The sequence below is a fragment of the Streptomyces sp. CA-210063 genome (assembly GCF_024612015.1).
GTDB lineage: Bacteria > Actinomycetota > Actinomycetes > Streptomycetales > Streptomycetaceae > Streptomyces.
In genome coordinates this window covers 5593366-5618741 of the sequence record NZ_CP102512.1, presented here as the reverse complement: position 1 = coordinate 5618741, position 25376 = coordinate 5593366, and the positions used below count along the sequence as shown (strand labels likewise).

Below are 25376 nucleotides of genomic sequence, written 5' to 3'. Positions count from 1 at the left end.
GTGGGGGCTTCCGAAGAGTGGGATGGCGGGGGTTTGTTGGATCGCATGAAAGTCCGTGCGTGCCCAGCACACAGGCATCGTGGCAGGCGTCTCCCCACGGCGAGGGGTGCACGAGGGGTGCACTGGGGGTGCACTGGGGTGGGGGACTTCGCCGACGGCGCGCGCCCCCGCCCCCCGAGGTCCCCTATTTCCCGTACGTGTTTCCCGTACGGGAAACACGTACGGGTGGCGCGACACCCTCCGACGCGCAACCGCCCGCAACCGACCGCAGGTGAACCGGGAGCTGGCGCAGGTGAACCGGGACCTGGCGCAGGACCGGGGACCGGGTGGGACACACGCCGCCGCGCACCGTCAGCTGCCGGACCTGGCCCGCGCCTCACGACAACCCCGCTCGCTGCTCGCCCCCTACTCGTTCGCGATCTCCTCCACCACCGTCGCCCCCAGTTCCCGCACGATCAGTTCGTGGCCGGAGAGGGCGGACTCGTCGAGGTCGGGGTCGTCGTCCTCGGGTGTGTCGTCCTCGGGGGAGACGGGCGGGGGTTCGGGGGCCGGGGGCGGTGCGGCTGCGGGTGGAGCGGCCGGGGTCGGCTGGTGGGACGCGGCCGGGCCCGGGGATGCCGGGCGGGGAGCCGGGGCCTGGGGCGCGGCGGGACGGGACGCCGGGGCCGGGGAGCCGCCGTAGCCGCCACCAGCGCCACCGCCGCCGTAGCCGCCACTCGCAGCGCCACCGCCGCTTCCGTATCCGCCACCGCCGTAGCCACCGGCGGCCGGCGCGGGAGACCCGTAACCGCCGGGGGCGCCCGGCGGAGGGGCCGAGCCGCCCGAGGTGTCGATGACCGCCTCGATCTTCCAGTGCACGTTGAACTGCTCGGCCAGCGCCGCCCGCAGTACGTCCTCGCTGCCACTGCTCGCGAAGTTGTCGCGCGCTCCCGCGTTGACGAAGCCGATCTGCAGGGTCGTGCCGTCGAACCCGGCCACATGCGCGTTCTGGCTGAGCAGGATCCAGGTGAAGCGGCGGCGGTTCTTCACCGTCTCCAGGATGTTCGGCCAGAGCATGCGGGGGTCGGGGCCGCCGGGGGCGGGGTTGTAGGCGGCCGGTGCCTGGGGGGCCGACGGGGAGCCGGACTGGGCATACGCGGCGGGCGGGCCCGACGCGGCAGGCGCGGCGGACTGGGGCGGAGCGGTCGGGCCGGGGGCGGATCCACCACCGGCGGGCGCGGCCGTCGGCCACCCGCCGGGCCGGCGCCCACTGCCCGCGGCGGCCGGGGTGGGCCAGGAGCCGGGGGAGGAGCCGGCAGAGGTGGGGGCGCCTGGTGGGGAGGCGGGCGCGTTGGGGTGGGCGTTCGCGGGCGCGGCCGGAGCCCCCGTCGCAGCGGCCGGCGCGATCGGCGCGGTCTCCTGAGGGGTGGCCGGAGTCACCCCGGCAGGGGCACCCCCACCCGGACCAGCCTGGCCGCCGCCGGCGCCCCCGGCACCGTACGCATCCGAACCAGCACCCGGGCCCCCACCGGGACCCGGCGCGGCACCACCAGCACCCGTCACACCTGTCACATCCGACGCGCCAGGCGCACCCGGCGCCCCAGCCCCCCGGACCGCAGCCCGGGCCGCCGCGGCCCCGCTCCCCGCCGGAACCTGGTGGGCCTGCGGAGTCGGCGAGGCCTGCGGAGCCATGCCGCCCATGGGGGCGCCCGCTCCCCCGTGGACGTCGGGCCCGGGCACGTACCCCATCGCGGGCCCTGTGCCCGCGCCGGAGAAGTTCACCCCGCGCTCCAGGCGGTCCAGGCGGGCCATGACGGACCGTTCGTCGCCGTAGGTGGCGGGGAGGAGTACGCGGGCGCAGATCAGTTCGAGCTGGAGGCGGGGTGAGTTGGCGCCGCGCATCTCGGTGAGGCCCTCGTTGACGAGGTCGGCGGCGCGGCTGAGCTCGGCGGCGCCGAAGACGCCGGCCTGGGCCCGCATCCGCTCCAGGACCTCGGCGGGCGCGTCGATGAGGCCCTTGTCGATGGCGTCGGGCACGGCGGCCAGGATCACCAGGTCCCGCAGCCGCTCCAGCAGGTCGGCGACGAACCGCCGCGGGTCGTTGCCGCCCTCGATGACCCGGTCGACGACCTCGAAGGCCGCGGCCCCGTCCCCGGAGGCGAAGGCCTCGACGACCGAGTCGAGCAACGACCCGTCCGTATAGCCGAGCAGCGACGTGGCCATGGCATACGTCACGCCCTCGTCCGTCGCCCCCGCCAGCAGCTGGTCCATGACGGACATCGAGTCACGCACGGAGCCGGCCCCGGCGCGCACGACCAGCGGCAGGACACCCTCCTCGACCGGGATCTTCTCCTTGCCGCAGACCTCGCCGAGGTACTCCCGCAGCGTGCCGGGCGGGACGAGCCGGAACGGATAGTGGTGCGTACGCGACCGGATCGTCCCGATGACCTTCTCGGGCTCGGTGGTCGCGAAGATGAACTTGAGGTGCTCCGGCGGCTCCTCCACGACCTTCAGCAGCGCGTTGAAACCGGCCGACGTGACCATGTGGGCCTCGTCGATGATGTAGATCTTGTACCGGCTGCCCGCGGGCCCGAAGAAGGCCTTTTCCCGCAGCTCACGGGCATCGTCCACACCACCGTGCGAAGCCGCGTCGATCTCGATGACGTCGATCGAACCCGGCCCGTTCCGCGCCAGGTCCTGGCAGGACTGGCACTCCCCGCAGGGCGTCGGCGTGGGCCCCTGCTCGCAGTTCAGACACCGCGCCAGGATCCGCGCGCTCGTCGTCTTGCCACACCCACGCGGACCGCTGAACAGGTACGCGTGATTGACCCGGTTGTTCCGCAGCGCCTGCTGCAGCGGGTCGGTGACATGCTCCTGCCCGATGACCTCGGCGAACGACTCCGGGCGATAGCGGCGGTACAGCGCGAGAGACGACACACATACGAGGTTATAGGCGCCCACTGACAACGCGGACCGCCACGGGACGGCCACAGGACCACTGCGGGATCGCGTGGGACCGCCGTGGGACGAGGGCTGAACCCGAACCGGCGCCAGGACGTGCGCGGTGGCCTCCCCCGCCGCGACCCGCCGCCTCGACGACCTCCGTGGACGAGTGGGTGTTCCTGCGGGCGCACCACGGCGGAACATCAGTGAGAGCGGGGTCACGGCCAACAGCGGCAACGGCTGAGGCGATCGGCGGTGGCAGTACCGGCGGCCATGAGTGAGGCCTGGAACCCATCGGCCAAAGGCCCCCAGAACAGCGAAGACCCCTCACGCACCCGCCAGAGCCAACCTACCCTTGCTGCCTTCCGGCCCTGGGGGAGTTCAGTCAGATAGCGCCGCGTGAGGGGCTGACCCCAGCCTACCCGATCCCCGGGGGCCGCCGACCCGCCTCCCCGCCCTCCCTCTCCCCTTGATCACCCGCCCTCGAACGAGTTCGCAAGCACCCTCCGCCGTCATGTAATGTTCCTGGCGGAGGATTCGCCTAGAGGCCTAGGGCGCACGCTTGGAAAGCGTGTTGGGGGCAACCCCTCACGAGTTCGAATCTCGTATCCTCCGCCAGTGCCTCACCGGGCACGATGTCGAAGGGCCCCACCGTTCGCGGTGGGGCCCTTCGTCGTTGTCCGTCTCAGTTTCCGTCTCAGTTCGTTTTCGGGAGCTCCCACAGAGCGTCGCCGACTTGCTGCGCGACCTGACGGAGCATGGTCCCCGTCACGTGCATGTACCGAGCGCGCATCCGGGCCGCTCCCCCAGGCTCCCAACCCATGATCGAGTCGATCACAACGTCCGGGACACCGAGGATCAGAAGGACGGTCGCGGCGGTGTGGCGAGCGTCATGGAGACGGCCGTCCCGTACGCCCGCGTCCCGAAGCAGCCGCTTCCAGACGTGGAAGTCGGTGTTCGGGCTCAATGGTCCGCCGACCGGCGAGGCGAAGACGTAGCCCTTGCCCTCCCAGTCACCACCGGCCGCGATCTGCTCCCGCTCCTGGGCTTCCTGGTGCTGGCGGAGAATCTTGATCAGCGGATCGGGCAGGCCGATGGTTCGCCGTCCCGCACGTGACTTGGTGGACTTGTGCTCGCGCCGGGTCTGCTCGCGCTTGGGGCAGTAGCCCGCCTTCCGGCCGCACGGGTTGGCACCGCAGCCGTGCGCGTACTTCGGGCGGAGCCGGTTCTTACGGATGCGTGCGTATCCCGCCTCCAGGTCGACGTCTTCCCAGTGGAGGCCGAGCGCTTCCCCTTGGCGGAGGCCGAGGGCCAGGGCGACGACCCAACGCGCGCTGTTGCGAAGCTTGGCCGCCTCGACGAGGAGTCTTTGCACCTCCTCGATCGTGTAAGGCTCGATGTCTTCTTCTTCGAGACGGGGAGCCTTGGCGATCTCCGCCGCGTTCGTGGCGACGTGCCCGCGTCGGACTGCCTCGCCGAGGGCGACCCGGATCGTCCGGTGGGCGTGGTGGGCGGTGCCGGCGGAGCTCCCGGACGCTTGCATCTTCCGGTAGAAGCGCTCCAGGTGCTCGGGCTCCAACTTGGCGAGCTTGTGAGCGCCCAGGCCGGGCACGAGGTGAACGCGTACGTCGACCTCGTACCCGTCGTACGTGTTCTCGGAGACGTACGGCTTGGCGATGTTCTCGACCCAGTGCTCAAGCCAGGCTTGGAGCGTCCAGCTCTGTCCCGGCTTCCTGAGCTTCTTGTCATCTCGCGCCCGCTCCATCTCGCGGACGGCCTTGGTCACTTCGGCCTTGGTCTTGCGCTCGATGTGGCGGCGGTCGGGCTTGCCGTCATCTCGGACGCCAACGGTCACTCGTCCGTGCCACTTGCCGTCCTTGCCGAGGTAGATCGACGAGGCACCGTTGGGCTGACGGGTGCGGTTCTTCTCTGCCATGGCGTCGTCCCCCTCAGGCCGCTTGAGCGGGTCGGTGGCGCAGCTTGGCCACGTAGGCGGGCACGGCATCGGACGGGACTCGGCGCAACCGTCCCACCATGACCGACTCGATCTCTCCGGCCAGGACGAGCCGGAAGCACGTCGTACGGCCGATACGGAGACGTCGGGCCGCCTCCTCCACTGTGAGGAGAGCCAAGGACGGGTCGCAGGGGTCAGTCCTGAGGGTGGTGACTTGGGGCTCAGCCATGGGTGGGCTCTCCTTCCGTTCCGGGGGCGGGTTCGAGGGATGCGGCAAGCCAGGCTTCGGTGTCGGACAGGCCGGTTCCGGCGAAGACCCAGTGGGCGAGGACGTACGTCGTGTCGGGCGTTGGTCCGTCGGCCGTTGCGGCTTGGGTACGGCGCCATTCGGCGCGGGCGTCGCGGAGGGCGCCGAGGGTGGTGGAGTAGCGGCGGGATTTGGTGGAGAAGTGGCCGCGGAAGCCGAGCATGTGGGCCCAGGCGCGGAGGCGGAGGTGTTCGAGGCTTTCGCGTGCGCCGAGGGTCCAGGCGGTTCGGATGAGGCGGCGGGCGTGGTCGCTGATGTCGAGCTGGGCGAGTTCGGCGGCGAACTTGAGCGGCCGGTCGAGAGCTCCCGTGGCGGTTTCGGCGCCCTTGGTGGCGTACTTGGCGATGTACGACGCGACCGCGCGCTCGGTCAGCTCCTGGCCGTCGTTGAAGTCGGCGGAGCGGATGGTGCGGACGTCGAGTTGGCGGCCGAAGGTGAAGATGTGGGCGCGGCCGTCGATGACCGGGCCGTCCACGCGGACCCTGGCGGCGGCGGTGCGGATGGCGTCGGTGAGCAGTTCCGGGGTGGCCCAGGCCGGGGGTGGGGTGTCGCCGCCGCGGGGCCGTCGATGCGGATGACGGCGTGGAAGTGGACGGCGCCGCGCTTTTGGTACTCGGCGACCTTGGCGAAGGAGACGCGGGCGTGGTCGCGGAAGCGGCGTTGTGACAGGCCCGCGCGCTTGGCGACCTCCCGGCGCAGGTAGGTCGAGAAGCGTCGCCACAGCGGACCCGCATGCGCGTTCCAGAGAACGGCCGCTTCGTAGTCGTAACTCTCTGGATCGAGCGAAGTACCGAGTGCCTCGTCGTCCTGGTCGTGGCGGATGCCGCAGCGACACGGGCGCCCGCTGGAAGGGCGGTTATGGACCGGGCCGAAGCTCGGCGCGGTGAAGGTGGCGAAGACACGCGGGTGGGTGGCGACATGTTCGGGGACGCCCTTGCCGCCGCGCAGGCCGGAGGTGATCAGGTGGAAGGTGTCGCGGCGGTAGACCTCGGAGCAGGCCGCACACCGAGTCGTACGGCGGTTGTTGCAGCGCACGAGGAGTTGGCCGGCCGGGAGGTCGGCGGAGTCGAGGTGCTGGAGGACGCGGCCGATCTCACCGGTCGTGGTGTCGACGTCGTGCTCGGTGCGGTGGCCATCGAGACGGATCGGGTTGACGCAGCCGCCGAGCCCGGAGAGCTGACGGAGGATACCGGGCAGGGTCCCGTGCTCGGCCAGCTTCGCGAGTTCCGGGAGCGGGGGCGGTGTGGTGCGGGTGAAGATGGCGATTCTCCTTCTGACTGGCTCGGTCAGGAGTGATGGCCCCGGGGCGGCGGATGCTTGGTCGTGTGTGCCGCCCCGGGTGCCGGGCGCGTTCAGCGCCGGTTCTGCTCGCGGATCAGGGAGCGCAGGACCACGGCCGCGATGGCCACGGAGACGGCCGAGACGGCGACGGCGGCCAGGAGCGCGGTGAGGACGACACCGCCCACGACCACGGCCGCCACGACTCCGGGGCTGATGGAGACCGCCGGGAGTGAGCGCCGTGCGGGCGCCGGATCGGCTGGGGCGTGGGTGTGTGCGGGCGGCGGGGTGGGGCTGTCGGGGTATTTGGGCAGGAACACGGTCCGACTCTCCTCATCTACTCGTCTAGGCATGTGAGCCGTTTATGACGTCCACGCCGGAGCGCGTGCCGGATTCGATGGCGGGGGCGAGGAAGGTCTGCGAGAGGTAGAAGCCGAAGAGGGCAATCAGTACGACGACCCAGGTGCGGACGCCGAGGAACTTGACCGCGCCCCAGGCGAAGAAGCCGAGGACGACGACGAGCGGCAGGCTGACGGTCACGGGTGCGGGTCCCTTCAGCGGACGGGGCAGCGGTGGGTGCGGGCGGCCAGCTCGGCGGCGGCGCGGCTGTCGTAGTCGGCGGAGAAGCCGCAGCGCGGAGCCGTGCAGGCGGCGGTGTGCTTCTCACGGCCCCGGCCGTCGTACGACGTGGCGACCTGGACGGGGCCGATGCGGGTGACGTTGCGGAAGCGGCGGTTGGGCATGATCAGTCCTCCTGTCGCAGGCTGGGGCCGGGGAAGTCATGCAGGATGCGGGCGGCTTCGGCGGGGTCCGTGACGCGGTCGGCGGCTTCTTCGGCGAGGAGCCGGGCCAGCGTGGTACGGCCGCTGACGGCCATCTCGCGGGCCGCTTCGAGGTAGTCGGCGGCGGTGTTGAAGCAGAAGAGGGGCACAGGTCAGCTCCCGGTCGGGGCGAGGTGGGCGGCGATGGCTTCGGCCATGGGCGCGGGGACGCCGAGGCGAGCGCGGAGAGTCGAGGTGTCGATGGGCGTTCCGGTGCGGCTGTGGTGCTCGGCAGCGACCTTGCGGGCATGTTCGACAAGGGCGGCCGGGACGGGCACGGCGGGCAGCTCGGGCGGCGGCTCGATGGCCGGTGGTGTCGGCGGCGGTCCATCGGGAACGAGTTCGGGCGCGTCCTCCTGGTCCACGGTGCCGTCCGTGTCCTCGGCGTCTTTCTCGGCCGTCGTCGGTGTGGAGTGGGCGAGCAGTGTTCCGCCGAGGAAGGCGACGGCGGGCCAGCCCGCGACGAGGATGCGCAGCCAGGCCGGTACGTCGTTCAGGTCGAGTAGGCCGGCGGTGGCGACGTTCGCACCGAGGGAGGCGGCGAGGGCGATGACGAACCAGCACCACCCGGCCGCTTTCGCCTCACCCGAGCGCAGTCGGCGCCAGGCGGCGACGAGCAACAGGTCGACCGAGACGGGATAGGCCCACGCTTTCCACCCGCCCTGACCGGCCGCCATAGCGATGTCGTGCAGGTGGGCGAAGGACAGCGCGGCGGCGATAAGCGCCTGGACGAGCACCGCGTCGACACGGGCCAGTTGGGCGCGCATGATGCGGCTCCTTTCCGGATTCAGGCATGGCAGGGGTAGGGAGTTGGCGCGAGTCGGTCACGCCGACCGGGGTGACGGGTGAGCGAAGGTCAGTCGGTCACCGGGTGCGGCTGCACTGCCGGGGCCGAGGACTCGACGGGCCGTACGGGGGTGTCGGGCCGGAAGGGCTTCAGCGCGGGCAGGTCGGGCACCAGGTGGGCCGAGTCCCGACAGATCCCGGCGGCGGCGCCGAGGGAGAGGTACGGCGTGCGGATGCGGGACCAGCCGCCGGAGGTGTCACCGGCCACGGCCAGGCCGGGCAGTTCGGGAGCGATGGCGCAGGCGGCGAAGACCGCTTCGGGGGCGATGTCACCGAGGGCCATCTTCGCGGAGGCTTCGTCGTTGACGCGGTGGCAGACCCGGCCGGTGAGCTGGGCGCGGAGCATGGTGGCGCCCTTGCCCAGCTCAGCGCCGAAGCGCTGTCCGCAGACCTCCAGGTAGATCCCGGCAGCGCGGCCGAGCTGGGCAAGGCGGATGAGCTGAGTGACCATCTCGTCCCGCCGTTCCTCGTCCCTCTTCGTCGCGACGAGGAAAAGTTCCGCCACCTCGTCGACGAACAGCACAACCGGCACGGGGCGTTCGCTCTCGGGCAGGCCCCAAATGTCGGAGGTGATCTCCTCGTCGGGTGTGCCCGGGGCGATGCCCTGCCGAGCCTTGATCAGGTCGTATCGGACCTCCATTTCCTTGACGATCACGGGCAGCAACTCAGCCGCCTCGTCGGGATCGGTTGCCAGGGCCGAGAGCCGGGAGGCGAACGGCGCCAGCTCCACACCCCGCTTGCAGTCGATGCCGACCAGAGCGACGGACTGTCGGGCGAGTCCGGTGATCAAGTGGCGCAGATACATGGACTTGCCCGACAGCGTGGCGCCGAGGGTGAGTTGGTGCGGGATGGTGCGGTAGTCGCGCACGAACGGGGTCGCGTCCTCCCGCAGCGCCACAGGAACCTTGAGGAATTCGGCGATGGACTTACGAGGCATCCGCACGTTCCGCAGCACGTCGAACCCGACGATCCGAAGTTCGACCACACCCGGCCTGACGGTCGAGACGTACACGGCGTGAACGCCCCAGGCATGCCGCAGCCGTTCGGCCGAGGCGGCGACATCGGCGGGTTCCTGACCGGGAGCGAGCCGGAGGCGAAGCCGCAGCCCGGTCGCCGTGGGCCGGATGATGCCCCAACGAGGCGGTACCGGCCGGACCTCCCGGCGAGTGGTGGCCTTGACGGCGAGGACCCGCAGCCGGGACGGCGCCACGGTCAGCCCGCACGCCTCCATGACCGAGCCGTACGAGCCGAGGAGCCGGGCGGTGGATATCGGCAGGCCGACCGTGGGCCAGTACACGCGGGGGTGCTTGGCCCGGGTGTAGGCGGCCCCGCCGCCGAGTGCGGCGACAGGACCACCCACTTCCAGAAGTGTCACCAGATCGGACATCAGGCGGTGGCCCCCATGGCGGCCGGGAAGGCAGCCGGAGTCACGGCGGCGGCGCGGAAGGCGATGCCGTGTCGCTGCTGCCCGTTGAACACGGATTCCCACGGCCGGGCGACCAGCCCCGGCAGCGAGACCGGCGCCCCCAGCGTCAGCCCTTCGGCCACGCCGCCTTCCGGCACGGTGACCTTGACCAGAGACGATTCCCCGTCCTCGATGTAGACGACGCCGAGCGTCATCAGCGCTTCCCCACTGACGGCGTCCTTGGCGATCTCGCCCGTCTGCCGGTCCCGGACCTTGGGTTCAGGAGCCTCAGTCAGCAGGATCGTTGCGGCCGAGGTCTCAACCCGAATGGTGCGCAAGGCAATTCACCCATCTACTCGTCTATACATGATGCGGTCTGCGAACCCGATCTCCGGGCTCATGCGGACCACCCTGCCACACCACTTACCCACTCGTCTATACGAGTATGCCTGTTGGGGTGTACGAGTCGGAGAAATGTCCCCCACGCACCACCGCAAATCACCTCATCACGTCGCAGGAAGCTGATACGACAGCACGTACGCATCCGCCGCCATGACGGTGTCGCAGACCTCCACGGCTCGCCCTTCGGCGTCGAAGGCGGTCCGGATCAGGTGGATCACCGGCACGCCGGAAGCCAGCCGCAGCGTCTTTACCTCAGCGGGCGAGGGCATCCGGGCACGAATCTCCTCCTCGAAGTGGTCGAGGCGGTGGCCCAGCTCTTCGAGGCGGGCGTAGATGCCGCCGGGCCCCGGGTTGGGCTCAGCGATGGGAGTACCGCGCGCGATGTCGAGCGGTAGATACGAGGTGGCGAACTCGACCGGCCGCCCATCGAGCAGATACCGGCGCCGACGCGCCAGCACCCGCCGCACGGACCCGAGCCGTGTCGAGACGTCCTGACTGGCCTTCTCTTCCTTCACCTCAAGGCTGTCGACCTGGGGGTGACTGCCGGCCGCGTTGGCCTCGACGATGAAGGCCGCCTTGCCCTGTTCCCGGTGGCGCCGGGCGAACCGGTCGGAGGCGAGTCGCCGCACGGGCGGCCGTGGCCGGACGAAGACACCCTTGCCGTGCTCGGCGTGCACGAGTCCTTCGCCCTGGAGGACGGAGAAGGAGTTGCGGACCGTCATCCGGGATACCCCGTAGTGGTCCACAAGCTCGGCTTCCGAGGGCAGTTTTTCACCCTCCTTGAACCGCCCGCGGTCGATGGCCTCGCGCAGCTGGTCGGCGATCTGCCGAAAGACCGCACGATCACTCGTGGGATCGAGGTCACCGAGGAAGCCTGAGGGAAGAGAGGGCACGTGTACTCCTTTAGATATCTAGACGAGTGGGCGTTTGTTGTTGCTACGGTGGAGAGCCTAGCCAGCCGAGAGGGCCGAGGAACGTGAGCACCGACCGTCCGCACTCCGTGAGCGTCGCCGGAGTCATCGTCGACGACCAGGGCCGTGCCCTCTTGATCAAACGCCGTGACAACGGCAAGTGGGAACCCCCGGGCGGAGTCCTCGAACGCGAGGAAACCCTCCTCGAAGCCCTGCAGCGCGAAGTGCTCGAAGAGACCGGGATCAAGATCGCGCTTCCCGCGACCCTGACCGGCGTCTACAAGAACATGACGGGCCTGATCGTCTCGCTGGTCTTCCGCTGCGAGGCGGCCGACGGCACACCGACCACTGGCGATGAGACCCGCGCACTGCGCTGGGCCACCCGTGAAGAAGTCACCGAGCTTGCCGACGAGGCATACGCGATCCGCGTCCTGGACGCATTGGACGCGGCATCCCCGCCGGCCATCCGCGCCCACGACGGCGTGAAACTCGTCTAGCCCGAACCCGCTGCACATGGCGGCCTACCAGCATGAAGGAACTTGTATGCACGAGTATACGAGCACCGCCCGGGTCTGGGGACTCACTTGCCCAGGATTTCCGGAAGAGGTGAGCCGGGCCCGCCGCTGGACACGCGACATCCTGCGCGGATCGCCCATGGCCGAGGACGCCGAGCTGATCGTGAGCGAGCTGAGCGCGAACGCGATCCTCCACACGGCCAGCGGCATGGAGTCCGGCAGCTTCCATCTCGCCTTGGCGGTCTCCCGGCAGGTCATCGCTCTGTCAGTGACGGACGGCGGAGGAACCGGCACTGCACCCAAGGCCGAGCACCAGGACGGCGAGGCCGAACACGGCCGGGGCCTGGGCATGGTCACCGCACTCGCCCACCGAGTCGTCATCCACGACAGCAACGGCGGATACACGGTCACCGCGGAACTGTTCACCGGCACCCGACCGGGAGACCACCTGTGCTGAACGGCGAAGCCCGCCGGGGCTACTGGTGCGAGTGCTGGACCGAAGACCTCACCGACGAGGGCGAGTTGGTACTCCGGGCATCCTTCGACGCCTACTCCGCGCCCCAGGCCGACCGATGGGTTGCCGTCGCGCTCCGCACCATCTCACCGGCATTCGACCCGGAAGCATCCGAGCAGGCATGGCAGTGGCTGTACGACGGCCGCATAGAAACACGACGAGCCCTCCTGCGCTCCGAGCCCTGCACCGTGTCGGTCACCTTCGACTCGACCCGCATCACCTGGACGATCCGACCAGTGATTTTCCTGCCACTCGCACACCGACAGGGCACGGAACTTCTGGCCTGCGCATACGACTTCAAGCCTCACACCGGCCGCTCGAACCAGCCGCCGAGGTGCGGTTGAAGCGCCTGCTCTAAACGATCTCCTGCTAGGCGATCGCCGAGATTGTTTGGCGAGCTACCACCCGAACTCAGAGGGCCCGACGACTCGGGCGTTGACCTGTGCCGCCAGCCAGGCGGCACGATCGTCATGGCCGGGTCGCGTGTGGACGAAGACCGTGTGCTCGGCCGCCCACTTCTCGCAGTGGATGTCCCGGCTGTTGCACGCGACCTGCAACTCGGCGTACTTGTACTCCTCGTCCAGTCCGAGTTCAGGCACGGCCGGCCACTTCATGTCATGCCACAGGACGTAACACCTGGTGACGGCAGCCCAAGATTCCATGGCCTCACGCGCCTGCTCGAAGCTCTCCACGGCCAGGGACACACTCGCGGGCCAACCGGTACGGCCCTCCCCGTACCACTCAACCCTCGCTTCAGGCGAAGCCTCGCTCAGGCGCCGCAACACATCCTCGTCGCGTGCCCATGCGTCAAGGTAAGCGCCACCCGATCTGTACCAGGACGCGACTGACAGCAGCTTCTCGGCAAGCCCCAACGCTTCATCCAGATCCACGGTATGCAGCACAGGCCACGCACGTGTGTTCCCCATGGCGGCATCCTGCCAGAACGATCATCCTCCCTGGCGGGCCCAGACAGCCAGCCCGAGGAACGCGGTGTCAAGCATCAGGTGAAGCCGAAATGTCAAGCATCTCCCGGGACCAGACAAGCCCCAGCAGTCCGACTGCGTTACAACTTTCTCTACTGGTTCAAGCCCCGGCTGCGCTCCGCTCCGCCGGGCGCGCTCCCGGCTCCGCTCCGCCCTGCGCTCCTGCCTTCGGCCCGCTCCGGGCGCGCTGCGCCGACGCGCGCCCACATGTGGGTAGGGCCGGGGGGCATGGGGTGATCACCGCAGGGTGGCAGCACGTCACAGCAGTGCCTCCGGCGGGGGCGCTCAGGCTCCGAGATGGCGGGGGCGCCGTTCGCGGGTGCCGGCCGTGAGTGGCGTGCGTGGGAGGCTCCCATCCCGCCTGCCATCGACCCAGGCAGAGCCGAGCAGACGCGGCCCATGGCGTCCAGGTCGTTCGTACAGTGGCGCGCTCCACCTGGACGCCATGAACCACGCCCGCTCCACGGTGTGTGGGCCGACGGCAGACGGGATGGGAGCCGGGGAGCGTGGTGGTTGCTGCGCAGAACCGGCGATCCGGGCAGCCCTGATCTGACAAGCTCTGATGGCCAGTGGTAACTCCCGGGGGAGGAGACTTTTGCCTGTCAACGCGTGGTGGTTGGGTGACCCCGCCGAACGATTTTGGCTGGAGATCACCAACAGGCAAGACATCGGACACGATCTGCTTGCACCAAAAGTCAACGACAGTGGCGCCGAGTATTGGTCATATTCACTAGTTCAATACGTCCGACCCGGCGACTTTGTCTTGCACTGGGACAAGAACCACGGTCCCGGTATCGTTGGTTATTCGCGTGTCGTAGGGGATCCGTTCTCCTCCACGATTACATGGCAGAGTCGCGGCACGTATGGTCGTCAGCGCACCGCATCAGGTCCCGAGCCTGCATGGCAAGCACCTCTCGGTGGTTACCAGCGACTCAAAGTACCTCTGAAACAGGAACGCTTGCGGGCGCTTGAGCCTGCGATAAGGCAGGTGCGGGACCTGCTTGCTGCCTCTGTCGAGGGTCCGACTTACTTTCCATTCGCCATTTCTGAGAAACGACCCGTTCGAGCAGCTCAAGGGTACCTGACCAAATTGCCCCGCGCTCTCGTAGAGGCTATTCCGCTGCTATCCGAACTGCACCAGTCCGCCGCATCCGAACCATACGAGGCCGAGTCCTCGACGCACATCCGGGCGTCCGGCAAGAAGTCGAGCAGCAGCGGGTACGGACGGCAGCAAAACACGGCACGTCGGCGAGCAGTTGAGCGATATGCGGTAGACCTCGTGATGAACCACTATGGGTCGCTAGGCTACGAAGTTGATGACGTAGGCGACCGATGCCCGTGGGATATCACAGCCCGCCGCGACGGAACCGAGCTGCACATAGAGGTGAAAGGCAGCACGACCGAGCGGGAAGTCATCGACCTTACAGAAGGCGAGGTTCGCCACGCAGAGGACAGTTCCGCATGCCTCATTGTCATAGACCGCATAGAGATCGACAGTGAGTTGCGCTGCTCAGGCGGCCGTTGGCGAGTCTGGCAGAGCTGGACGCCGGCGCGTGACTCTCTGGTCCCCACGGCCTATCGCTACCCACTACCCAACGGTGGGATATCTGGCCCACCTCCAGGGTGACCGGGCAGCATCCCAGGCCAAGGACCCTCCGGAGTTGCCTGCTGTACAGCAGCGAAGTACAGCAACTACGGCGACCGCAAGTGACCGTCACCGCCCCCAGGTGACCGGCTGACCAGCCGAGGTGACCTGAGGCGACCGCCCCGCCGGTGGTTCGCATCGATTCGAAATGGAGATTTTCTCTATGGCCAGCAGTGCAGGACCAGAGCCCGCGCCAACATGTTCGTTCGACGGCTGTTACCGGGCTCATGCCGCCAGGGGACTCTGCCAGACCCACTGGGCCCAGAAGCGTCGCGGAAAGGATTTGCAGCCCATTAAGATCAGATCTAAGAAGACTGGAAAATGTTCCTTTCCTGGATGCGACCGACCTGACGTAGCCTTAAACTTGTGCAGCGGCCACTATGTACAGCAGAAATCAGGAAAAAGCCTGACACCAATTCGTCAAATAATCCCACGACAGGGGATCTGTAAATTTCCCGACTGCCCCAAGAGCGTGCATACAAGCGGTCTATGCCGCGGACATTACGGACAGTGGCAGCGAGGTGAAGGGCTTAGAGCTTTCAGGCAGCCACAATTGACATGCAACATCGAAGGGTGCGCCGACCGGCACTACGCCCTCGGGTGGTGCAAGAAACACCACGGGCGCTTTAGGAAGCATGGAGACCCCACTAAATATCTCGTGAAGGTTGAAAAGAAGCGAAACTTGGAGGATGGCCGCCGCCTGTGCTCTGCATGCCGACGCTATCTGACAGTCGATCAATTCACCGGAACGACAGAGCGAAGAAACACATACTGTATCCGCTGCAGCGTTCTTAGGAATTATGGAATGAATCACTGGGACTATATCATCATGTTGATTTCCCAGGGGATGGGATGCGCCATATGCGGAACGCGGGATCCTGGATACGGTAAGAAATCATTCGCCGTCGACCATGATCACGCCTGTTGCTCAATCGAGAGACCCGTAAACAGTAAACGCACTTGCGGTAAGTGCGTCCGGGGGCTGCTTTGCGATTCCTGCAACACGGGGATTGGCAGATTCAATGATAATCCAGACGCTCTACGTATCGCGGCCAACTATCTAGAGGCACGAAGCCGTCCGAAACGTGTAACCAGCGTAGGAGCAAGATACGACAGGCGTGATTAGGCGCACCCGTGGACTACCCGTGGACGGATCCGATCCGACCACACGAGTACTGAGTACTGGGCGCCTACCAGCAGCTTCGCCTAAGGATGAGTGCGGGCCCTCCGGAGCCGTGTGTGCAGGTTCGAATCCTGACGGGGGCACTCAATGCAAGAGGCGCCTATAGCAGCGTGCCCTGGTAGGCGCTTCACGGACCTTCCTTCCCATGTTTCCGACTTTCGGTTGCGATCGCTTCGAGCTCTGGAGGGAGAAACTGAATGAAGTGCGATGCCCTACCCCAGCCGCGGAAGGATACGAGACCTCGAATCACTCTAGAGGCGAGTTCCTCATCACCAGCCGAAGCTGCAATTGACACAAATTCGGCCACCTCACGATCAGCGACTATCTCAACCAGCGACTGGATCATTCCCTCTCGAACCTCCCACATCGCTTTCTCACCCAGCAGCTGGTAGAGATCCCATCGATGCTTACTTGAGTGGCCACTTCCGTAACGAGCGACAAGGATGGGAACACCCTCGGGACAATCAAGCGAGAGGAATTCTTGGATCATCAGCAGAACAGTGTTCGGAGAATCAGGCCAAACATTGTCAGAATTCCAAGTGTTTCCCACCTTCCAGCCGTGGCCGCCTTTGTGTAGCGAGACGAAGAGCTCGGCTGTTTCCGCAAGGGGCCTTTCATCCCGAACGACCCTGACCAAGGTAGCTGCATAACTTGCGGCACCAGCTCGCATCATCAGGTCAGCAAGTTGGCAGACGTCGAAGATGGGTCGCACTCTGGCGAATGCGCCCACGAAGATTCCACCCTCTGCCGGAAACCATCCGTCGTCTGAAAAATCCGGAAGAAGGGAAGCCAAAGCTGGAACACGAGAGGGTTCTAAGCGTTCAGCTAGCCCTTCCAGCAGTCCCTTGGCGAAATTAACCCAAGCCCGCTCCTTCAGTTTGTTCAAAATCTCGACGATGGATTCTGGAGGCCGCTTTTCGGCCAGCTCCACGACGGGAGTTACATCACCCGAAGCGCTAGCTTCCTCAAAGGCTCGGCCTATGGGATCTCTCGAGTAGGTTTCAGTGACCGCCTCCACAAATGGTTCCTCTGCCGCAGTCCAGAGAGCAATGAACCGCGAACTCTCGGCATCCTCTCCGGGACTGTTAATCGCCTGACTGGCCAAAACGCGAACTAGGCTGTCCAATTGCTTGACCGTAGGCCACCGCCGCCCAGAGAGGATCTGTGAGACCAAATCTCTGTTCATAGTCGCACTGAGATCGTCTCGCTTGTGGACCTCGGTACTTATGCTGCGGACGCCCGGGGTGTCAGCTAGGCGGTAGAGCTTGTGTAGCTCAATGAGCACGTCGCGTCTTGGACCTGGAGACACTTGGTCCGTTCCGGGCAGGGAGACCCCCCGAGCACCTCTGGTGGACATGCGTCGTACCCCGTCTGTAAGTGTCTGTAAGTGTCAGCAGGTGTCCAATACGCTAGATGAGTCAAAGGCTCTGAACTGCGCGAACGACCAATCTTGTCTTGAAGCTGTCACCGAGTTGCCAGCCACTCCGCGCGTCGCCGCTCAATGGAGATGCAGTCGCGGGGCCCTCCAAGGAACGGGCTTCCCCACGCCGCGCTGCGAGCTGGCCAACCAACTGGAGGACAGGTGACAGGACAGCGCCCGAGTGAGCGCCATGAGACGGGACGTCGGACAGTAGGGAAGCAACTGCTTCTCGCAACCCTCGGCGGGCTCTGCTCTACGGCCGGCAAGCGAGCCTTGGAGTGGTGGCTGGGTTGGTGGGGCGGAGACTGAGTCTGCCGCTCGGCACAGCTGACACCCGGGCGATGGAAGCCCCTTCGTGTGAGGGGCGTGATGATCAGAGAAGCCCGCGCCCCTTGCGTGGCTTCTTCGCAGGTCGAAATCATCGGCAGGGTCTCAGTGAGCGTGCTTTCCGGAGCCGTTGCAGTACAGCAACCATCATGGCCTCAGCTGACTGCCAACAACCGGAGACAGCCGGCTGGCCAGCCCACCAGACCTCAATAGCCACCCAGCCGAGAGTTCGGGACAGAGGGGTTGCGCCGCTAAGGGGCGTCGCATGGCCGACGACGCCCCGGCTTGTCCTGAGTGCAGACAACCCTTGGAGTCCGGCAGTCTCGTCCTGTCCAGGCGAGACGACGGCCGGAGGGTCTGCCGATCTTTGTGGCGGGGTGCTGGCCGGCACACCTGGTGGCGGTGGACGGATCGGCCAGAGGAACCGTTGGAAGTCTGCACAGCTCCGGAGCTGTGCAGACTTCCAACGCTGACATCAACGAGGCCGGACGGCGGCATACGACAGCAGCCTTGGACGACCGCCTGATCAGCCGACGGAGGCCCCAGGAGCGAGCGTAAATAGAACTCCTGAAGCGGTGCTCATCCGTCGCGATCACTTGGAAGCCATGCGCGCCGTCCGTGATTGGCCCAGGACTCCTGGGTCGGGAGTCAGACTGCTGTCTGAACCGCTCCCAGGAACTCGGTCCACGAGGGCGTCTTCTGGCGGGGCAGGGCGTGTTTCAGGCTGAGTTGCAGTGTGCGGCGCAGGGGATGGGGGGACTGCATGATTGCGTCATTCCGGGCCGCGAGGCGGGCGAGTTCGGCCGGGGTGGGTAGTCGGTCGCTTTTGGCTCCGTTGCAGGTGGCATGTGCGGGGGCAAGGTTCCACAGGGCGTCCAGATCTGGACCGTGCCAGGAGCCGACGCTGTCGAAGCGACGCATCAGGGAGAACGGGAAGACATGGTCGACGGCTATGGCATCGTCCGGGGTCAGAACATCGCCACAGATCAGGCAGCGGCCGTGTTGAAAACCGACCGTGGCGTCAACGATGCCGGTCACCGAGCGGCGTCGGCGTTTGTCGGTGATCTTAAGGGTGTCCCAGTCGACCGTGACGCCCTCCTCGACGAGGCTGCGCCCGACGCCGGCAGCGAAGGAGCTCTCCACGACGCTCCAGCGTGCACCCAGCTCCGCGGCCAGGCTTGATGCTTGCTCCGACTGCGCCAGTCGCAGCAGGTCAGGAGTCAGGCGCACGATTCGCTGCCGTCCCGTCCCTGCCAGCTCGTAGAAGGTGTGGGGCACCGCGGTTTCACCGCGGAGATTGTGGAACTTCTGCATCACCATCATCGGCATGGAACGCACTGCGGCCGCCAGCAGACGCTCGGTGGGCCGACCGGCCTCCAGCGTCACGGCTCTCTCCTGCTCAACGACGGTGAGGAAGTCTTTCTCGCCCAGCTCCACCGTCGGCGGCGCCTGCGGGTCCTGGGCCAAATGCTGCACCAGGCCCAGGCTGTAGGCAGCGGCGAGCTCGGCAATGGAGATTTCCTCTCGCCCGGTCCGCCCGAACTCCAAAAGCGCTTGGCCGAGGGCGAATTTGTAGGTGCGCGAGTTGGCCCCCATCAGCACTGCCAACCGCCACGACGCGCGCGCCGAGGAATCCTGGGCGTAGAACTCGCGCCCGCTCACGCGGCCCCCTTGCGCAGGACAACCGTCTGCCACCACACATCGGCACGGCCGAGCCGGTCCGCGCCCTCTTCTACCAGTCGCACCAACCGCAGCGTCGCTCGCTCCCCGTCCCGCACGACCTCCTCCGCGGGCACATCGAACATCACCCGGTCTGTCGGCGGGACTCCGCGCCGAAGCGAGACGACCAGCAGCCCCGCCGGAGCCAGCAGCGTGATCAGCCGCTCCATCGCCTGCCCACGCTCGGCCGGCGCCAGGTGCATCCACACAGCCGACAGCAGCACCAGCTCAAAAGGCCCTTGCAGGTGGGACAGTGCGGGCAGCGAGTCCTTGACCCAACGGACGTCCTCGCACGGGTTGAGGCTCTGCGCGACCTCCCGAAGCTCACGGACCGGCTCCGCTGCCACCACCTGGTAACCGCGCCGTGCGAGTGCCACGGCGTCCCGCCCAGTGCCAGCACCTACGTCCAGCACCTTCGCCGGCGCCGGCGGAAGCAGATCCAACACCCCGCCATGCACTTCCTCGAAGGTGACGCTCCCGTACCTCTGCCCCAGCAATGCGGCACGCTGCGCGTAGTAAGGCTGGACGCCCGCAGCGGGATGGCCCACCGCCGACGGCTCGCCGAGGTGAGGGAAGTTCTCGCCTGTACCAACCATGGCCTCAAGCTACGGGACCGCACCGACAACGGCCGACGCATGAAGACGAAGGGTGGGTGCGGAGTCATTCAGCACCCCGGCAGACGTGCCAGCACCGTGCCAGGTCGTGCGGGAAGCCACGGGGAACACCGGGGCTTGCAAGCCGTGGACGTCAGGCGTCGACACCGTCACACCGCAGGTCAGCATGCTTCCAGCCCCTTAAGCACCCAAGCTTCCCAGGCTCAGGGCTTCGGCCTCCGGATACGCAGTGGCCACCTGACGCGTGGTTCTGTAGCTTGCCCCCATGACCGACAACCGAAGGGGCAATGCCGCGTAGGCGCCCGTCAGCCCTGCGGGGCGACCTCGCTATCCGCCCCTGGAGGCGGCGACGGTACCCGTTCATTGATCGCCTTTCAGGATCTTGCACAGCTGACCTGCGTCGGCTAGAGCGGACCCGCTTCTGGCCCGAAGCCACAGAAGAAGCGTTCTGGCACTGGCAGGCCTATGCCCATGGCCCCCTCAGACAACTTGTAGACCCACTCACAGGTCCCGATTGCGGCATCCCTGAGTGCGGGTGTTACGGCGCCAGCTTCCGCGAGCACCTCGAAGCCGTGCTTCACGCACTGCCCAGGAAGAGCGCGCGTGAGTTGCGCGCCCTCGTTTGGGCCCTCGACGGGAAGATTCTGGCAAGGGCCAAGGTCATCCCGGCTGACAGCCTGAACGTGCCATGGTGGCGAGGTCAGCTCTAGGACCACAGGCGGCCGTCTCAGTTTCCGTCTCATTCAGCCCCGTTCACGGCCGTTCAGGCGAGACCCTCAGCCGTCCCCGCGTCGACAGCCGGCCGCTCATGAACGCAGGTGAACGCCCCCGTACACACCCCACGACCCCACCAACACAGTTGGAAAGCGTGGCGGTCGCCGTGGACACCTGGGCCCCGACACCACGAGTGAAGGCAGCTAGGTTGAGGCCGTGGACGATGACGCGATCACCATCAGGCTCACGCACGATCAAGCGTTCGTGCTGTCGGACTGGCTGTACCAAGTGATGTTCCGGTCCGACGACCTTGAGGGGATCATTCGCGACCGAGCCGTCTGGTCACCGATCCACACGATCTCAGGCACGCTGGACGGGACGCTGGCCGAGGTCTTCATGCCCGACTACACCCAGCGGCTCGAGGCTGCCCAGGAACGCCTCCGGGTCAGCATGTACGGAGAAGCCGACGAGTCGGCGGCATCAAGCGAGGACGCGGCCACCGCACCACAAGCGCACCAGATAGAGCGGGGAACAACGGGGAACGACGGTGAATGCGGCCAAGGGCAATGAGACCTGGTCCTGGACATCAGCCCAGCTCAGTGCCTGAACGGGCCGCGAATGATCGCAGCTTCCCAAGCTCAGAGCGCGAGTTCGATTCTCGTCACCCGCTTCACAATGAAAGCCCAAGTCAGCGACTTGGGCCTGTTTGTTGTCTAGACCTGTCTAGGTGTCTCGTGCCCGCTCCGTGCCCGATGCCTGTTCATCGGCCTTGGCCGCAGCCTTCCGCCGTTCAGCCTGCATCAGGGAGTCGAGCCCGGAAGCGACCTCACGTTGGCGCTCGGAGTCCGAGTGCTGATAGATGCGCGCGGCCCTATCCGTGGACTGGCCGACACGCACCACCGTGTCCTTGAGCGTCGCGCCCAATCGGGTGGTCAGGGTGTGTCCGGTGTGACGAAGATCGTAGAACCGGACATCGGCCGGCAGTCCGACCACGCTACGGGCCTTGCGCCACTCCCGGCCGAAGGTCGAACGACGGAAAGGCTTGCCCCGCTCGCCCACGAACAACAACCCGCCCGGGGTCTTCTCCGCGTACCAAGCGAGCCAGGCATGGATCAACATGAGTCGATTGAGAGTGGTGGCGCCCTCCCGTACCTTCTGGAACATGGGAGAGGGACGGGACGTCACCAACAACGTAAGTAACGGCGTGAGCGGCCATGTGAACGGGCCCGTGGTCCAGGCTGGATCCATCAACGGCAATGTGATCCTGCCTGCTACGCCGAGCCCAGAGGAGGCAGAGTTACGTGCTCGCTGGTCGGCACGCACGAAACGAATCCTGGACGCCGAAGATGCAGAACGTGCAGCACGCTACGCCCAGTCTCAGTTTCAAAGACAGAGATTCCTCAAGAAGGCACGTCGTGGAATCTACGGGTCTGTCGTATGGATCCTTTTCGGCCTGTTCCTGGTTGTCGGTGGTCACGGATCCGGGGGCGACAGCACGCGAGTGATGTGGGCGTCGATTGGGTGGTTCGACGTGGTGATCGGTTTCGGATTCCTGGCGAAGCACTGGTTGGCTCTTCGACGCTACCGCTGAGTCCCGGATTGAGCAGCTGATCAACCGTTGTCCTTCAATACGTCTGACACTTGGCGCCACACGTGCGCAGTCGAGTGGATCACGTACCGCAGCCCGTCGCAGGAGCGGTCGTGGCACTTGATCGGCTTGTCCTCGCCGCGTGCTGTGGTCTCTTCTGGCCAGGCGTAACCGGGCAGCTCGTCGAGGAGTCCCCGGCATGATCGATGTACGCGCAACAGCCCCGAACCGAGCGCGGTCGACACGCTGCGGATGCCGTTGAGCACCTCGTTGTTCGCAAGGGCGACGACGGGATGCCTGTCTGTCCACAATTGAGTGGAAAAGCTCGTCGCGGACGGGTCAATAAACGTCCACTCGGGAACGACCTGCTGCTCGTCGAGCCATGCGCTCACGGCGCGGCTGAACTGCGCGTCGGTCATCTGTCGGTGTGCGGCTCACGAGTTGGGGCGCCACTCGTTGACCGCGTACAGCCGGTCGTTGGCGCCGAGGCCGTACAGGATCGCCGAGAACTGGTTCGCGGTTCCGTAGTCGATGGCGACCCAGTACCGGCGCATCGGCGGCAGTTCGTCAACGACGTGCCGCTGCTCGTCGAACATATCGTAGACCGCGCCCTCGGCGATCACCCAGGTGCCCTCGATCATCCGGCGGCGCCAGAGTCCGACGCACTCGGCCCGCAGCGCGTCGATGTAGGCCGCGGAGAGGCTCGGGTTGTCGTCGAGCCGGATGTGCCACGAACGCGGGTCGACACGGTGCACAACCAGCCGGTTCCCGCCGAGCAGTGCAGCGACGTTCGCCTGCTCGTACCCGGTCACAGCGAGGTACCACTGCGTTTGCGGCGTCGGCCCGTCCGGCACACCGGCGAGCCACTCATCGAGCTGGTACGCGCTGCAGGTTTTGATCTCCAGCAGGCTGGACGGTCGAACCACGAGCGCTTTCGAGAGGGGTTGTACGAACGGTTGCCGAGGTTCTGGGACGAAACCAGGAAAGTACGAGAGGCCAATCCTGCATAGCTGATGGGCGAGCAGGTGGCGCCAATCGTGTGCAGTGGCATGGACGGCGTAGCACAGGGCGTCGACGCTGTGGTCGTCGAGTGTCAGGGGGTACGGTGGCGGCCTCAGATGCTGCAAAGGTGGTTCGATGGAAGCGGAGTTGGTGGCACTTGCTGCCGCAGGCGCTACGACATTGGTTCAGCAGATGGCGGTGGACTCCTGGGCACAAGCTCGTGACCGGATGGTGTCGTTCTTCTCGCGTCGCGGTGGTGGTGAGGAAGACGTGATCGAGGGGGAGCTGGAGACCTCGCGCGGAGAACTGACGGCGGCAATGGAGGCCAGCGACGAACAGACCGCCTTGGATGTCCAGGCGGAGTGGCGTACACGATTGCGGCGCACTTTGCTGGCAAATCCGGCCGCAGCTGCCGAACTGCGGTCAATGATTGATGACTTGGCGCCCCCAAAGGGTGATCAACAGGTCGCGGATGTCCATAACACGATCAGTGGGGGCGTACAGCACGGCCCAGTGATTCAGGCTGGCAACGTGGGCTCGCTGAGCTTCGGGACACCTTTCGGTCAGACCTGAGCCTGGCGGCAGTACGGGGCCCACGCCGGCGACGGCCACGGTACGCCGCTCTCCGGGAAGGCGAAGGGGGCGGTCACCAAGTGTGCTCGCGGGCATTGGCATCGGCCGCTTCGATGGTGATCTTGTGAGTCAAGCGCGTATCTTCCGCCTCATGAGCGAACAGCCGTCCATACGCAACGAGTTGAGTGGAAGCGTCGGGGGCCACGTCGTGCAGTCCGGTGCTATTCACGGCGACGTTGTGTTCACTTCGCCCGCTGCGCCGGTGGACCCGGAGGCAGTGGAGACGCAACGACGTTGGAGCGAACGTCAGCGGCGCATCCTCGATGAAGGGACCGCCAAAGAGGCGGCAGAGCAGCGCAGGTTTGAAGACTACGTCAGGGTCATTCACAGGAAGCGACGTTGGAACTTGTGGTTGCTGTTGGTTGAGGGTCTGGCCGTGGCGCTGGGGTATCTGCGCGCGTTCCCCTCGGCTGCGCTCGTTGGCGCCTTGGGTATTCTGTTTGGGCTGATCTCCCTGTTCGGCTGGGTCCACTGCTCCGTGCTCTTGTGGAGGGCCCGGACGGGGCGGACTATCCCGGTTCCCCGGCATCGGTGGATGTGGTGAGCCGGTGGCGTCACTCGTGCGCATTGGAGTGCACGACGTAGCGCAGCGCGTCGGCGCTGTGGTCGTCACGCTTGATCGGCTGGTCCTCGTCGCGGTCGGATGCTGCGGGGTCCCATGCGTAGCCCGGTAGCTCGTCGAGCAGCCCGGTGCATGGGCGGTGGATACGCATCAGCCCGAAGTCGAGGGCGGTCGACACGGATCGGATGCCGTCGAGGACGTCGTTACGAGCCGGTGTAGTGCCGAGGTGCCCGCCATCGTCCCGCTTGATTGCGGGGCGCCGGTGGTGCTTCTAGGGCAGACACCGAGATCAGCCTCATGACCGAGGCATCCGACCTGGCGGTCCTCGAAGTCAGAACCCGAGAGCTGAGCGCCGACTACGTACGAATCACCTCTACCGACACACCGATGGCGAGCAGGTTCTACGAAAGGGCCCAGCAGCGGATACAGCAAGGCGCGGCCGAGTAGTCGAGTTCGGGACAAGCAGCCAGTACCAAGCAAGAGCTTGGGCCAGGCAATGGCGGTTCACGACGAGACGGGGATTGTGGACTATCCGTGGACTCGTCCCGCCTGATCAGCTAGGTGCAAGGCCGTGACCTGCCGCGTTGCCCTGCTCCCAAGCGGCCTCCGGAGCCGTTTCCTCTGGCCCATTGGGGACCAGCACGGTACCGCTGCGCACCAATGGGCACCCACGCTCATGCTCGCTGCTGCTCAGACGAGCCCTCGCCGAGTATGTCGCGACCATTCTCGAAGGCGCCCTTCAACGAGCTCTCCAAAATGCCCGCCATAATAGACAGAATGCCGCCGGCTGCCCCCGGCTGAGAGCTGAGCGGTGCTTCAAAAGTGGTCAGCCGGATGATTGCCCCGATGGCCGACTTTTTCTGATACAGCAGGACATCAGATGTCTCCACCGCGGGCAGCGGGCATGATCCCCGGTCATGGCCGTCGTGGGCTCCGGGACACAGGTATCCGATGTCTTGGGACTGCAGCCACTCCTGCAGCTCGCGGCGCCGTGACTCGCTCAGGCGCTCCCAGGTTGAGTCGAACTCATTCTTGATCCATTTCATGTTAAAGGCCGAGATACCGTTGTTCTCGGTGAGCTTGTCGTTAATGGCTTGGGGAGGCATGGCGG

Annotated in this window: 28 protein-coding genes, 1 tRNA gene, 1 other RNA gene and 2 pseudogenes; 10 read left to right on the top strand and 22 right to left on the bottom strand. The window is 66.4% G+C overall.

Translation table 11 applies throughout. The features are described 5' to 3' along the window. Positions 1-405: 405 nt before the first annotated feature. Complete coding sequence (locus tag JIX56_RS24475; protein ID WP_257543564.1) at positions 406-2916, bottom strand: DNA polymerase III subunit gamma and tau; 2511 nt, start codon at positions 2914-2916, stop codon at positions 406-408. Between the two features lie 321 nt (positions 2917-3237). After that, an RNA gene (ffs, locus tag JIX56_RS24470) (signal recognition particle sRNA small type) lies at positions 3238-3334 on the bottom strand. A 118-nt stretch (positions 3335-3452) separates the two neighbouring features. On the opposite strand from ffs, the gene JIX56_RS24465 reads away from it, so the two are divergent. Then, positions 3453-3540, top strand: a tRNA-Ser gene (locus JIX56_RS24465). Between the two features lie 79 nt (positions 3541-3619). Here the strand turns inward: JIX56_RS24465 and JIX56_RS24460 are convergent. The 11 genes and pseudogenes from JIX56_RS24460 to JIX56_RS24410 form a co-directional block, all read right to left on the bottom strand. Then, complete coding sequence (locus tag JIX56_RS24460) at positions 3620-4858, bottom strand: tyrosine-type recombinase/integrase (RefSeq protein ID WP_257543563.1); 1239 nt, start codon at positions 4856-4858, stop codon at positions 3620-3622. Positions 4859-4871: 13 nt separating this feature from the next. Further along, the gene (locus tag JIX56_RS24455) at positions 4872-5105 is read right to left on the bottom strand and encodes an excisionase family DNA-binding protein (RefSeq protein ID WP_257543561.1); all 234 of its coding nucleotides are present in this window, start codon (positions 5103-5105) and stop codon (positions 4872-4874) included. Then, positions 5098-6380, bottom strand: a pseudogene (locus JIX56_RS24450) (replication initiator). The gene JIX56_RS24455 and the pseudogene JIX56_RS24450 overlap by 8 nt, the downstream one beginning before the upstream one ends. A 155-nt stretch (positions 6381-6535) precedes the next feature. Continuing rightward, on the bottom strand, positions 6536-6781 hold the full coding sequence (locus JIX56_RS24445; protein ID WP_220651654.1) for a SpdD protein: 246 nt from the start codon (positions 6779-6781) through the stop codon (positions 6536-6538). Between the two features lie 25 nt (positions 6782-6806). After that, the gene (locus JIX56_RS24440; RefSeq protein WP_033531893.1) at positions 6807-7001 is read right to left on the bottom strand and encodes a hypothetical protein; all 195 of its coding nucleotides are present in this window, start codon (positions 6999-7001) and stop codon (positions 6807-6809) included. Between the two features lie 14 nt (positions 7002-7015). Beyond that, positions 7016-7207: a mobile element transfer protein gene (locus JIX56_RS24435; protein WP_149824736.1), complete on the bottom strand. Its 192-nt coding sequence runs from the start codon at positions 7205-7207 to the stop codon at positions 7016-7018. Then, the gene (locus JIX56_RS24430; protein WP_037705489.1) at positions 7207-7392 is read right to left on the bottom strand and encodes a hypothetical protein; all 186 of its coding nucleotides are present in this window, start codon (positions 7390-7392) and stop codon (positions 7207-7209) included. The genes JIX56_RS24435 and JIX56_RS24430 overlap by 1 nt, the downstream gene beginning before the upstream one ends. A gap of 3 nt (positions 7393-7395) precedes the next feature. Beyond that, positions 7396-8049, bottom strand: coding sequence for a DUF2637 domain-containing protein (locus tag JIX56_RS24425; protein ID WP_257543559.1), 654 nt, complete (start codon positions 8047-8049; stop codon positions 7396-7398). Positions 8050-8138: 89 nt separating this feature from the next. Continuing rightward, a complete protein-coding gene (locus JIX56_RS24420) occupies positions 8139-9515 on the bottom strand; it encodes an FtsK/SpoIIIE domain-containing protein (protein ID WP_257543557.1) in 1377 nt (458 codons plus the stop codon). Next, positions 9515-9871, bottom strand: coding sequence for an SCO3933 family regulatory protein (locus JIX56_RS24415; RefSeq protein WP_046709300.1), 357 nt, complete (start codon positions 9869-9871; stop codon positions 9515-9517). Before JIX56_RS24415 ends, JIX56_RS24420 begins: the two co-directional genes overlap by 1 nt. A gap of 168 nt (positions 9872-10039) precedes the next feature. Further along, positions 10040-10828, bottom strand: coding sequence for a GntR family transcriptional regulator (locus tag JIX56_RS24410; RefSeq protein WP_060903208.1), 789 nt, complete (start codon positions 10826-10828; stop codon positions 10040-10042). Positions 10829-10935: 107 nt separating this feature from the next. On the opposite strand from JIX56_RS24410, the gene JIX56_RS24405 reads away from it, so the two are divergent. The 3 genes from JIX56_RS24405 to JIX56_RS24395 are packed head-to-tail and all read left to right on the top strand — an operon-like array spanning position 10936 to position 12219. Further along, positions 10936-11343, top strand: coding sequence for an NUDIX hydrolase (locus tag JIX56_RS24405; RefSeq protein WP_257551083.1), 408 nt, complete (start codon positions 10936-10938; stop codon positions 11341-11343). A 46-nt stretch (positions 11344-11389) separates the two neighbouring features. Next, positions 11390-11818 (top strand): ATP-binding protein, encoded by a 429-nt coding sequence (locus JIX56_RS24400; RefSeq protein ID WP_257543556.1) that lies wholly within the window; start codon positions 11390-11392, stop codon positions 11816-11818. Continuing rightward, on the top strand, positions 11812-12219 hold the full coding sequence (locus JIX56_RS24395) for a hypothetical protein (RefSeq protein WP_257543555.1): 408 nt from the start codon (positions 11812-11814) through the stop codon (positions 12217-12219). The genes JIX56_RS24400 and JIX56_RS24395 overlap by 7 nt, the downstream gene beginning before the upstream one ends. A 54-nt stretch (positions 12220-12273) precedes the next feature. Here the strand turns inward: JIX56_RS24395 and JIX56_RS24390 are convergent, their stop codons facing one another. Next, positions 12274-12474: a hypothetical protein gene (locus JIX56_RS24390; RefSeq protein ID WP_257543553.1), complete on the bottom strand. Its 201-nt coding sequence runs from the start codon at positions 12472-12474 to the stop codon at positions 12274-12276. Positions 12475-13420: 946 nt separating this feature from the next. Here JIX56_RS24390 and JIX56_RS48085 point away from each other — a divergent pair. Both JIX56_RS48085 and JIX56_RS24385 read left to right on the top strand, forming a co-directional pair. Next, positions 13421-14485 (top strand): DUF3883 domain-containing protein, encoded by a 1065-nt coding sequence (locus JIX56_RS48085; RefSeq protein WP_443031873.1) that lies wholly within the window; start codon positions 13421-13423, stop codon positions 14483-14485. Positions 14486-14651: 166 nt separating this feature from the next. After that, on the top strand, positions 14652-15629 hold the full coding sequence (locus JIX56_RS24385) for an endonuclease VII domain-containing protein (RefSeq protein WP_306819875.1): 978 nt from the start codon (positions 14652-14654) through the stop codon (positions 15627-15629). A 184-nt stretch (positions 15630-15813) separates the two neighbouring features. Here JIX56_RS24385 and JIX56_RS24380 read toward each other — a convergent pair whose 3' ends face one another. The 3 genes from JIX56_RS24380 to JIX56_RS24370 form a co-directional block, all read right to left on the bottom strand. Then, positions 15814-16812: a hypothetical protein gene (locus tag JIX56_RS24380; protein WP_257543551.1), complete on the bottom strand. Its 999-nt coding sequence runs from the start codon at positions 16810-16812 to the stop codon at positions 15814-15816. Positions 16813-18081: 1269 nt separating this feature from the next. Continuing rightward, complete coding sequence (locus tag JIX56_RS24375; protein ID WP_257543549.1) at positions 18082-19095, bottom strand: HNH endonuclease domain-containing protein; 1014 nt, start codon at positions 19093-19095, stop codon at positions 18082-18084. After that, entirely contained in the window at positions 19092-19748 is a 657-nt protein-coding gene (locus tag JIX56_RS24370) for a class I SAM-dependent methyltransferase (RefSeq protein WP_257543547.1), read from the bottom strand. The genes JIX56_RS24375 and JIX56_RS24370 overlap by 4 nt, the downstream gene beginning before the upstream one ends. Before the next feature lie 948 nt (positions 19749-20696). Between JIX56_RS24370 and JIX56_RS24365 the strand changes: the two genes are divergently transcribed. Beyond that, a complete protein-coding gene (locus JIX56_RS24365) occupies positions 20697-21050 on the top strand; it encodes a hypothetical protein (RefSeq protein WP_257543545.1) in 354 nt (117 codons plus the stop codon). A gap of 153 nt (positions 21051-21203) precedes the next feature. Here the strand turns inward: JIX56_RS24365 and JIX56_RS24360 are convergent. Then, positions 21204-21581 (bottom strand): annotated as a pseudogene (locus JIX56_RS24360) (tyrosine-type recombinase/integrase); the annotation flags it as partial. Between the two features lie 61 nt (positions 21582-21642). Between JIX56_RS24360 and JIX56_RS24355 the strand changes: the two are divergent. Next, positions 21643-22071: a hypothetical protein gene (locus JIX56_RS24355; RefSeq protein ID WP_257543544.1), complete on the top strand. Its 429-nt coding sequence runs from the start codon at positions 21643-21645 to the stop codon at positions 22069-22071. 20 nt (positions 22072-22091) lie between these two features. On the opposite strand, the gene JIX56_RS24350 is transcribed toward JIX56_RS24355, so the two are convergent. Both JIX56_RS24350 and JIX56_RS24345 read right to left on the bottom strand, forming a co-directional pair. Next, positions 22092-22487, bottom strand: coding sequence for a hypothetical protein (locus tag JIX56_RS24350; RefSeq protein ID WP_257543542.1), 396 nt, complete (start codon positions 22485-22487; stop codon positions 22092-22094). Positions 22488-22502: 15 nt separating this feature from the next. Next, positions 22503-22994 carry a hypothetical protein gene (locus JIX56_RS24345; protein WP_257543540.1) on the bottom strand — a complete coding sequence of 164 codons (492 nt, stop codon included), beginning with the start codon at positions 22992-22994 and terminating at the stop codon, positions 22503-22505. A gap of 211 nt (positions 22995-23205) precedes the next feature. Here JIX56_RS24345 and JIX56_RS24340 point away from each other — a divergent pair, with 211 nt between their 5' ends. Further along, on the top strand, positions 23206-23643 hold the full coding sequence (locus tag JIX56_RS24340; RefSeq protein WP_257543538.1) for a hypothetical protein: 438 nt from the start codon (positions 23206-23208) through the stop codon (positions 23641-23643). Between the two features lie 151 nt (positions 23644-23794). Then, the gene (locus tag JIX56_RS24335; RefSeq protein ID WP_257543536.1) at positions 23795-24247 is read left to right on the top strand and encodes a hypothetical protein; all 453 of its coding nucleotides are present in this window, start codon (positions 23795-23797) and stop codon (positions 24245-24247) included. 10 nt (positions 24248-24257) lie between these two features. Here JIX56_RS24335 and JIX56_RS24330 read toward each other — a convergent pair whose 3' ends face one another. Continuing rightward, positions 24258-24416, bottom strand: a complete 159-nt coding sequence (locus tag JIX56_RS24330; protein ID WP_257543534.1) for a hypothetical protein — start codon at positions 24414-24416, stop codon at positions 24258-24260. A gap of 523 nt (positions 24417-24939) precedes the next feature. Then, positions 24940-25371, bottom strand: a complete 432-nt coding sequence (locus JIX56_RS24325; RefSeq protein WP_257543532.1) for a hypothetical protein — start codon at positions 25369-25371, stop codon at positions 24940-24942. Between the last annotated feature and the right edge of the window lie 5 nt (positions 25372-25376).

Excerpts from the sequence above, each read along its gene's own strand:
- JIX56_RS24460 (WP_257543563.1), bottom strand. The coding sequence starts at position 4,858 with ATGGCAGAGAAGAACCGCACCCGTCAGCCCAACGGTGCCTCGTCGATC.
- JIX56_RS24455 (WP_257543561.1), bottom strand. The coding sequence starts at position 5,105 with ATGGCTGAGCCCCAAGTCACCACCCTCAGGACTGACCCCTGCGACCCG.
- JIX56_RS24425 (WP_257543559.1), bottom strand. The coding sequence starts at position 8,049 with ATGCGCGCCCAACTGGCCCGTGTCGACGCGGTGCTCGTCCAGGCGCTT.
- JIX56_RS24420 (WP_257543557.1), bottom strand. The coding sequence starts at position 9,515 with ATGTCCGATCTGGTGACACTTCTGGAAGTGGGTGGTCCTGTCGCCGCA.
- JIX56_RS24400 (WP_257543556.1), top strand. The coding sequence starts at position 11,390 with ATGCACGAGTATACGAGCACCGCCCGGGTCTGGGGACTCACTTGCCCA.
- JIX56_RS48085 (WP_443031873.1), top strand. The coding sequence starts at position 13,421 with ATGGCCAGTGGTAACTCCCGGGGGAGGAGACTTTTGCCTGTCAACGCG.
- JIX56_RS24385 (WP_306819875.1), top strand. The coding sequence starts at position 14,652 with ATGGAGATTTTCTCTATGGCCAGCAGTGCAGGACCAGAGCCCGCGCCA.
- JIX56_RS24370 (WP_257543547.1), bottom strand. The coding sequence starts at position 19,748 with ATGGTTGGTACAGGCGAGAACTTCCCTCACCTCGGCGAGCCGTCGGCG.
- JIX56_RS24355 (WP_257543544.1), top strand. The coding sequence starts at position 21,643 with ATGGGAGAGGGACGGGACGTCACCAACAACGTAAGTAACGGCGTGAGC.
- JIX56_RS24350 (WP_257543542.1), bottom strand. The coding sequence starts at position 22,487 with ATGACCGACGCGCAGTTCAGCCGCGCCGTGAGCGCATGGCTCGACGAG.
- JIX56_RS24340 (WP_257543538.1), top strand. The coding sequence starts at position 23,206 with ATGGAAGCGGAGTTGGTGGCACTTGCTGCCGCAGGCGCTACGACATTG.
- JIX56_RS24335 (WP_257543536.1), top strand. The coding sequence starts at position 23,795 with ATGAGCGAACAGCCGTCCATACGCAACGAGTTGAGTGGAAGCGTCGGG.
- JIX56_RS24330 (WP_257543534.1), bottom strand. The coding sequence starts at position 24,416 with ATGCGTATCCACCGCCCATGCACCGGGCTGCTCGACGAGCTACCGGGC.
- JIX56_RS24325 (WP_257543532.1), bottom strand. The coding sequence starts at position 25,371 with ATGCCTCCCCAAGCCATTAACGACAAGCTCACCGAGAACAACGGTATC.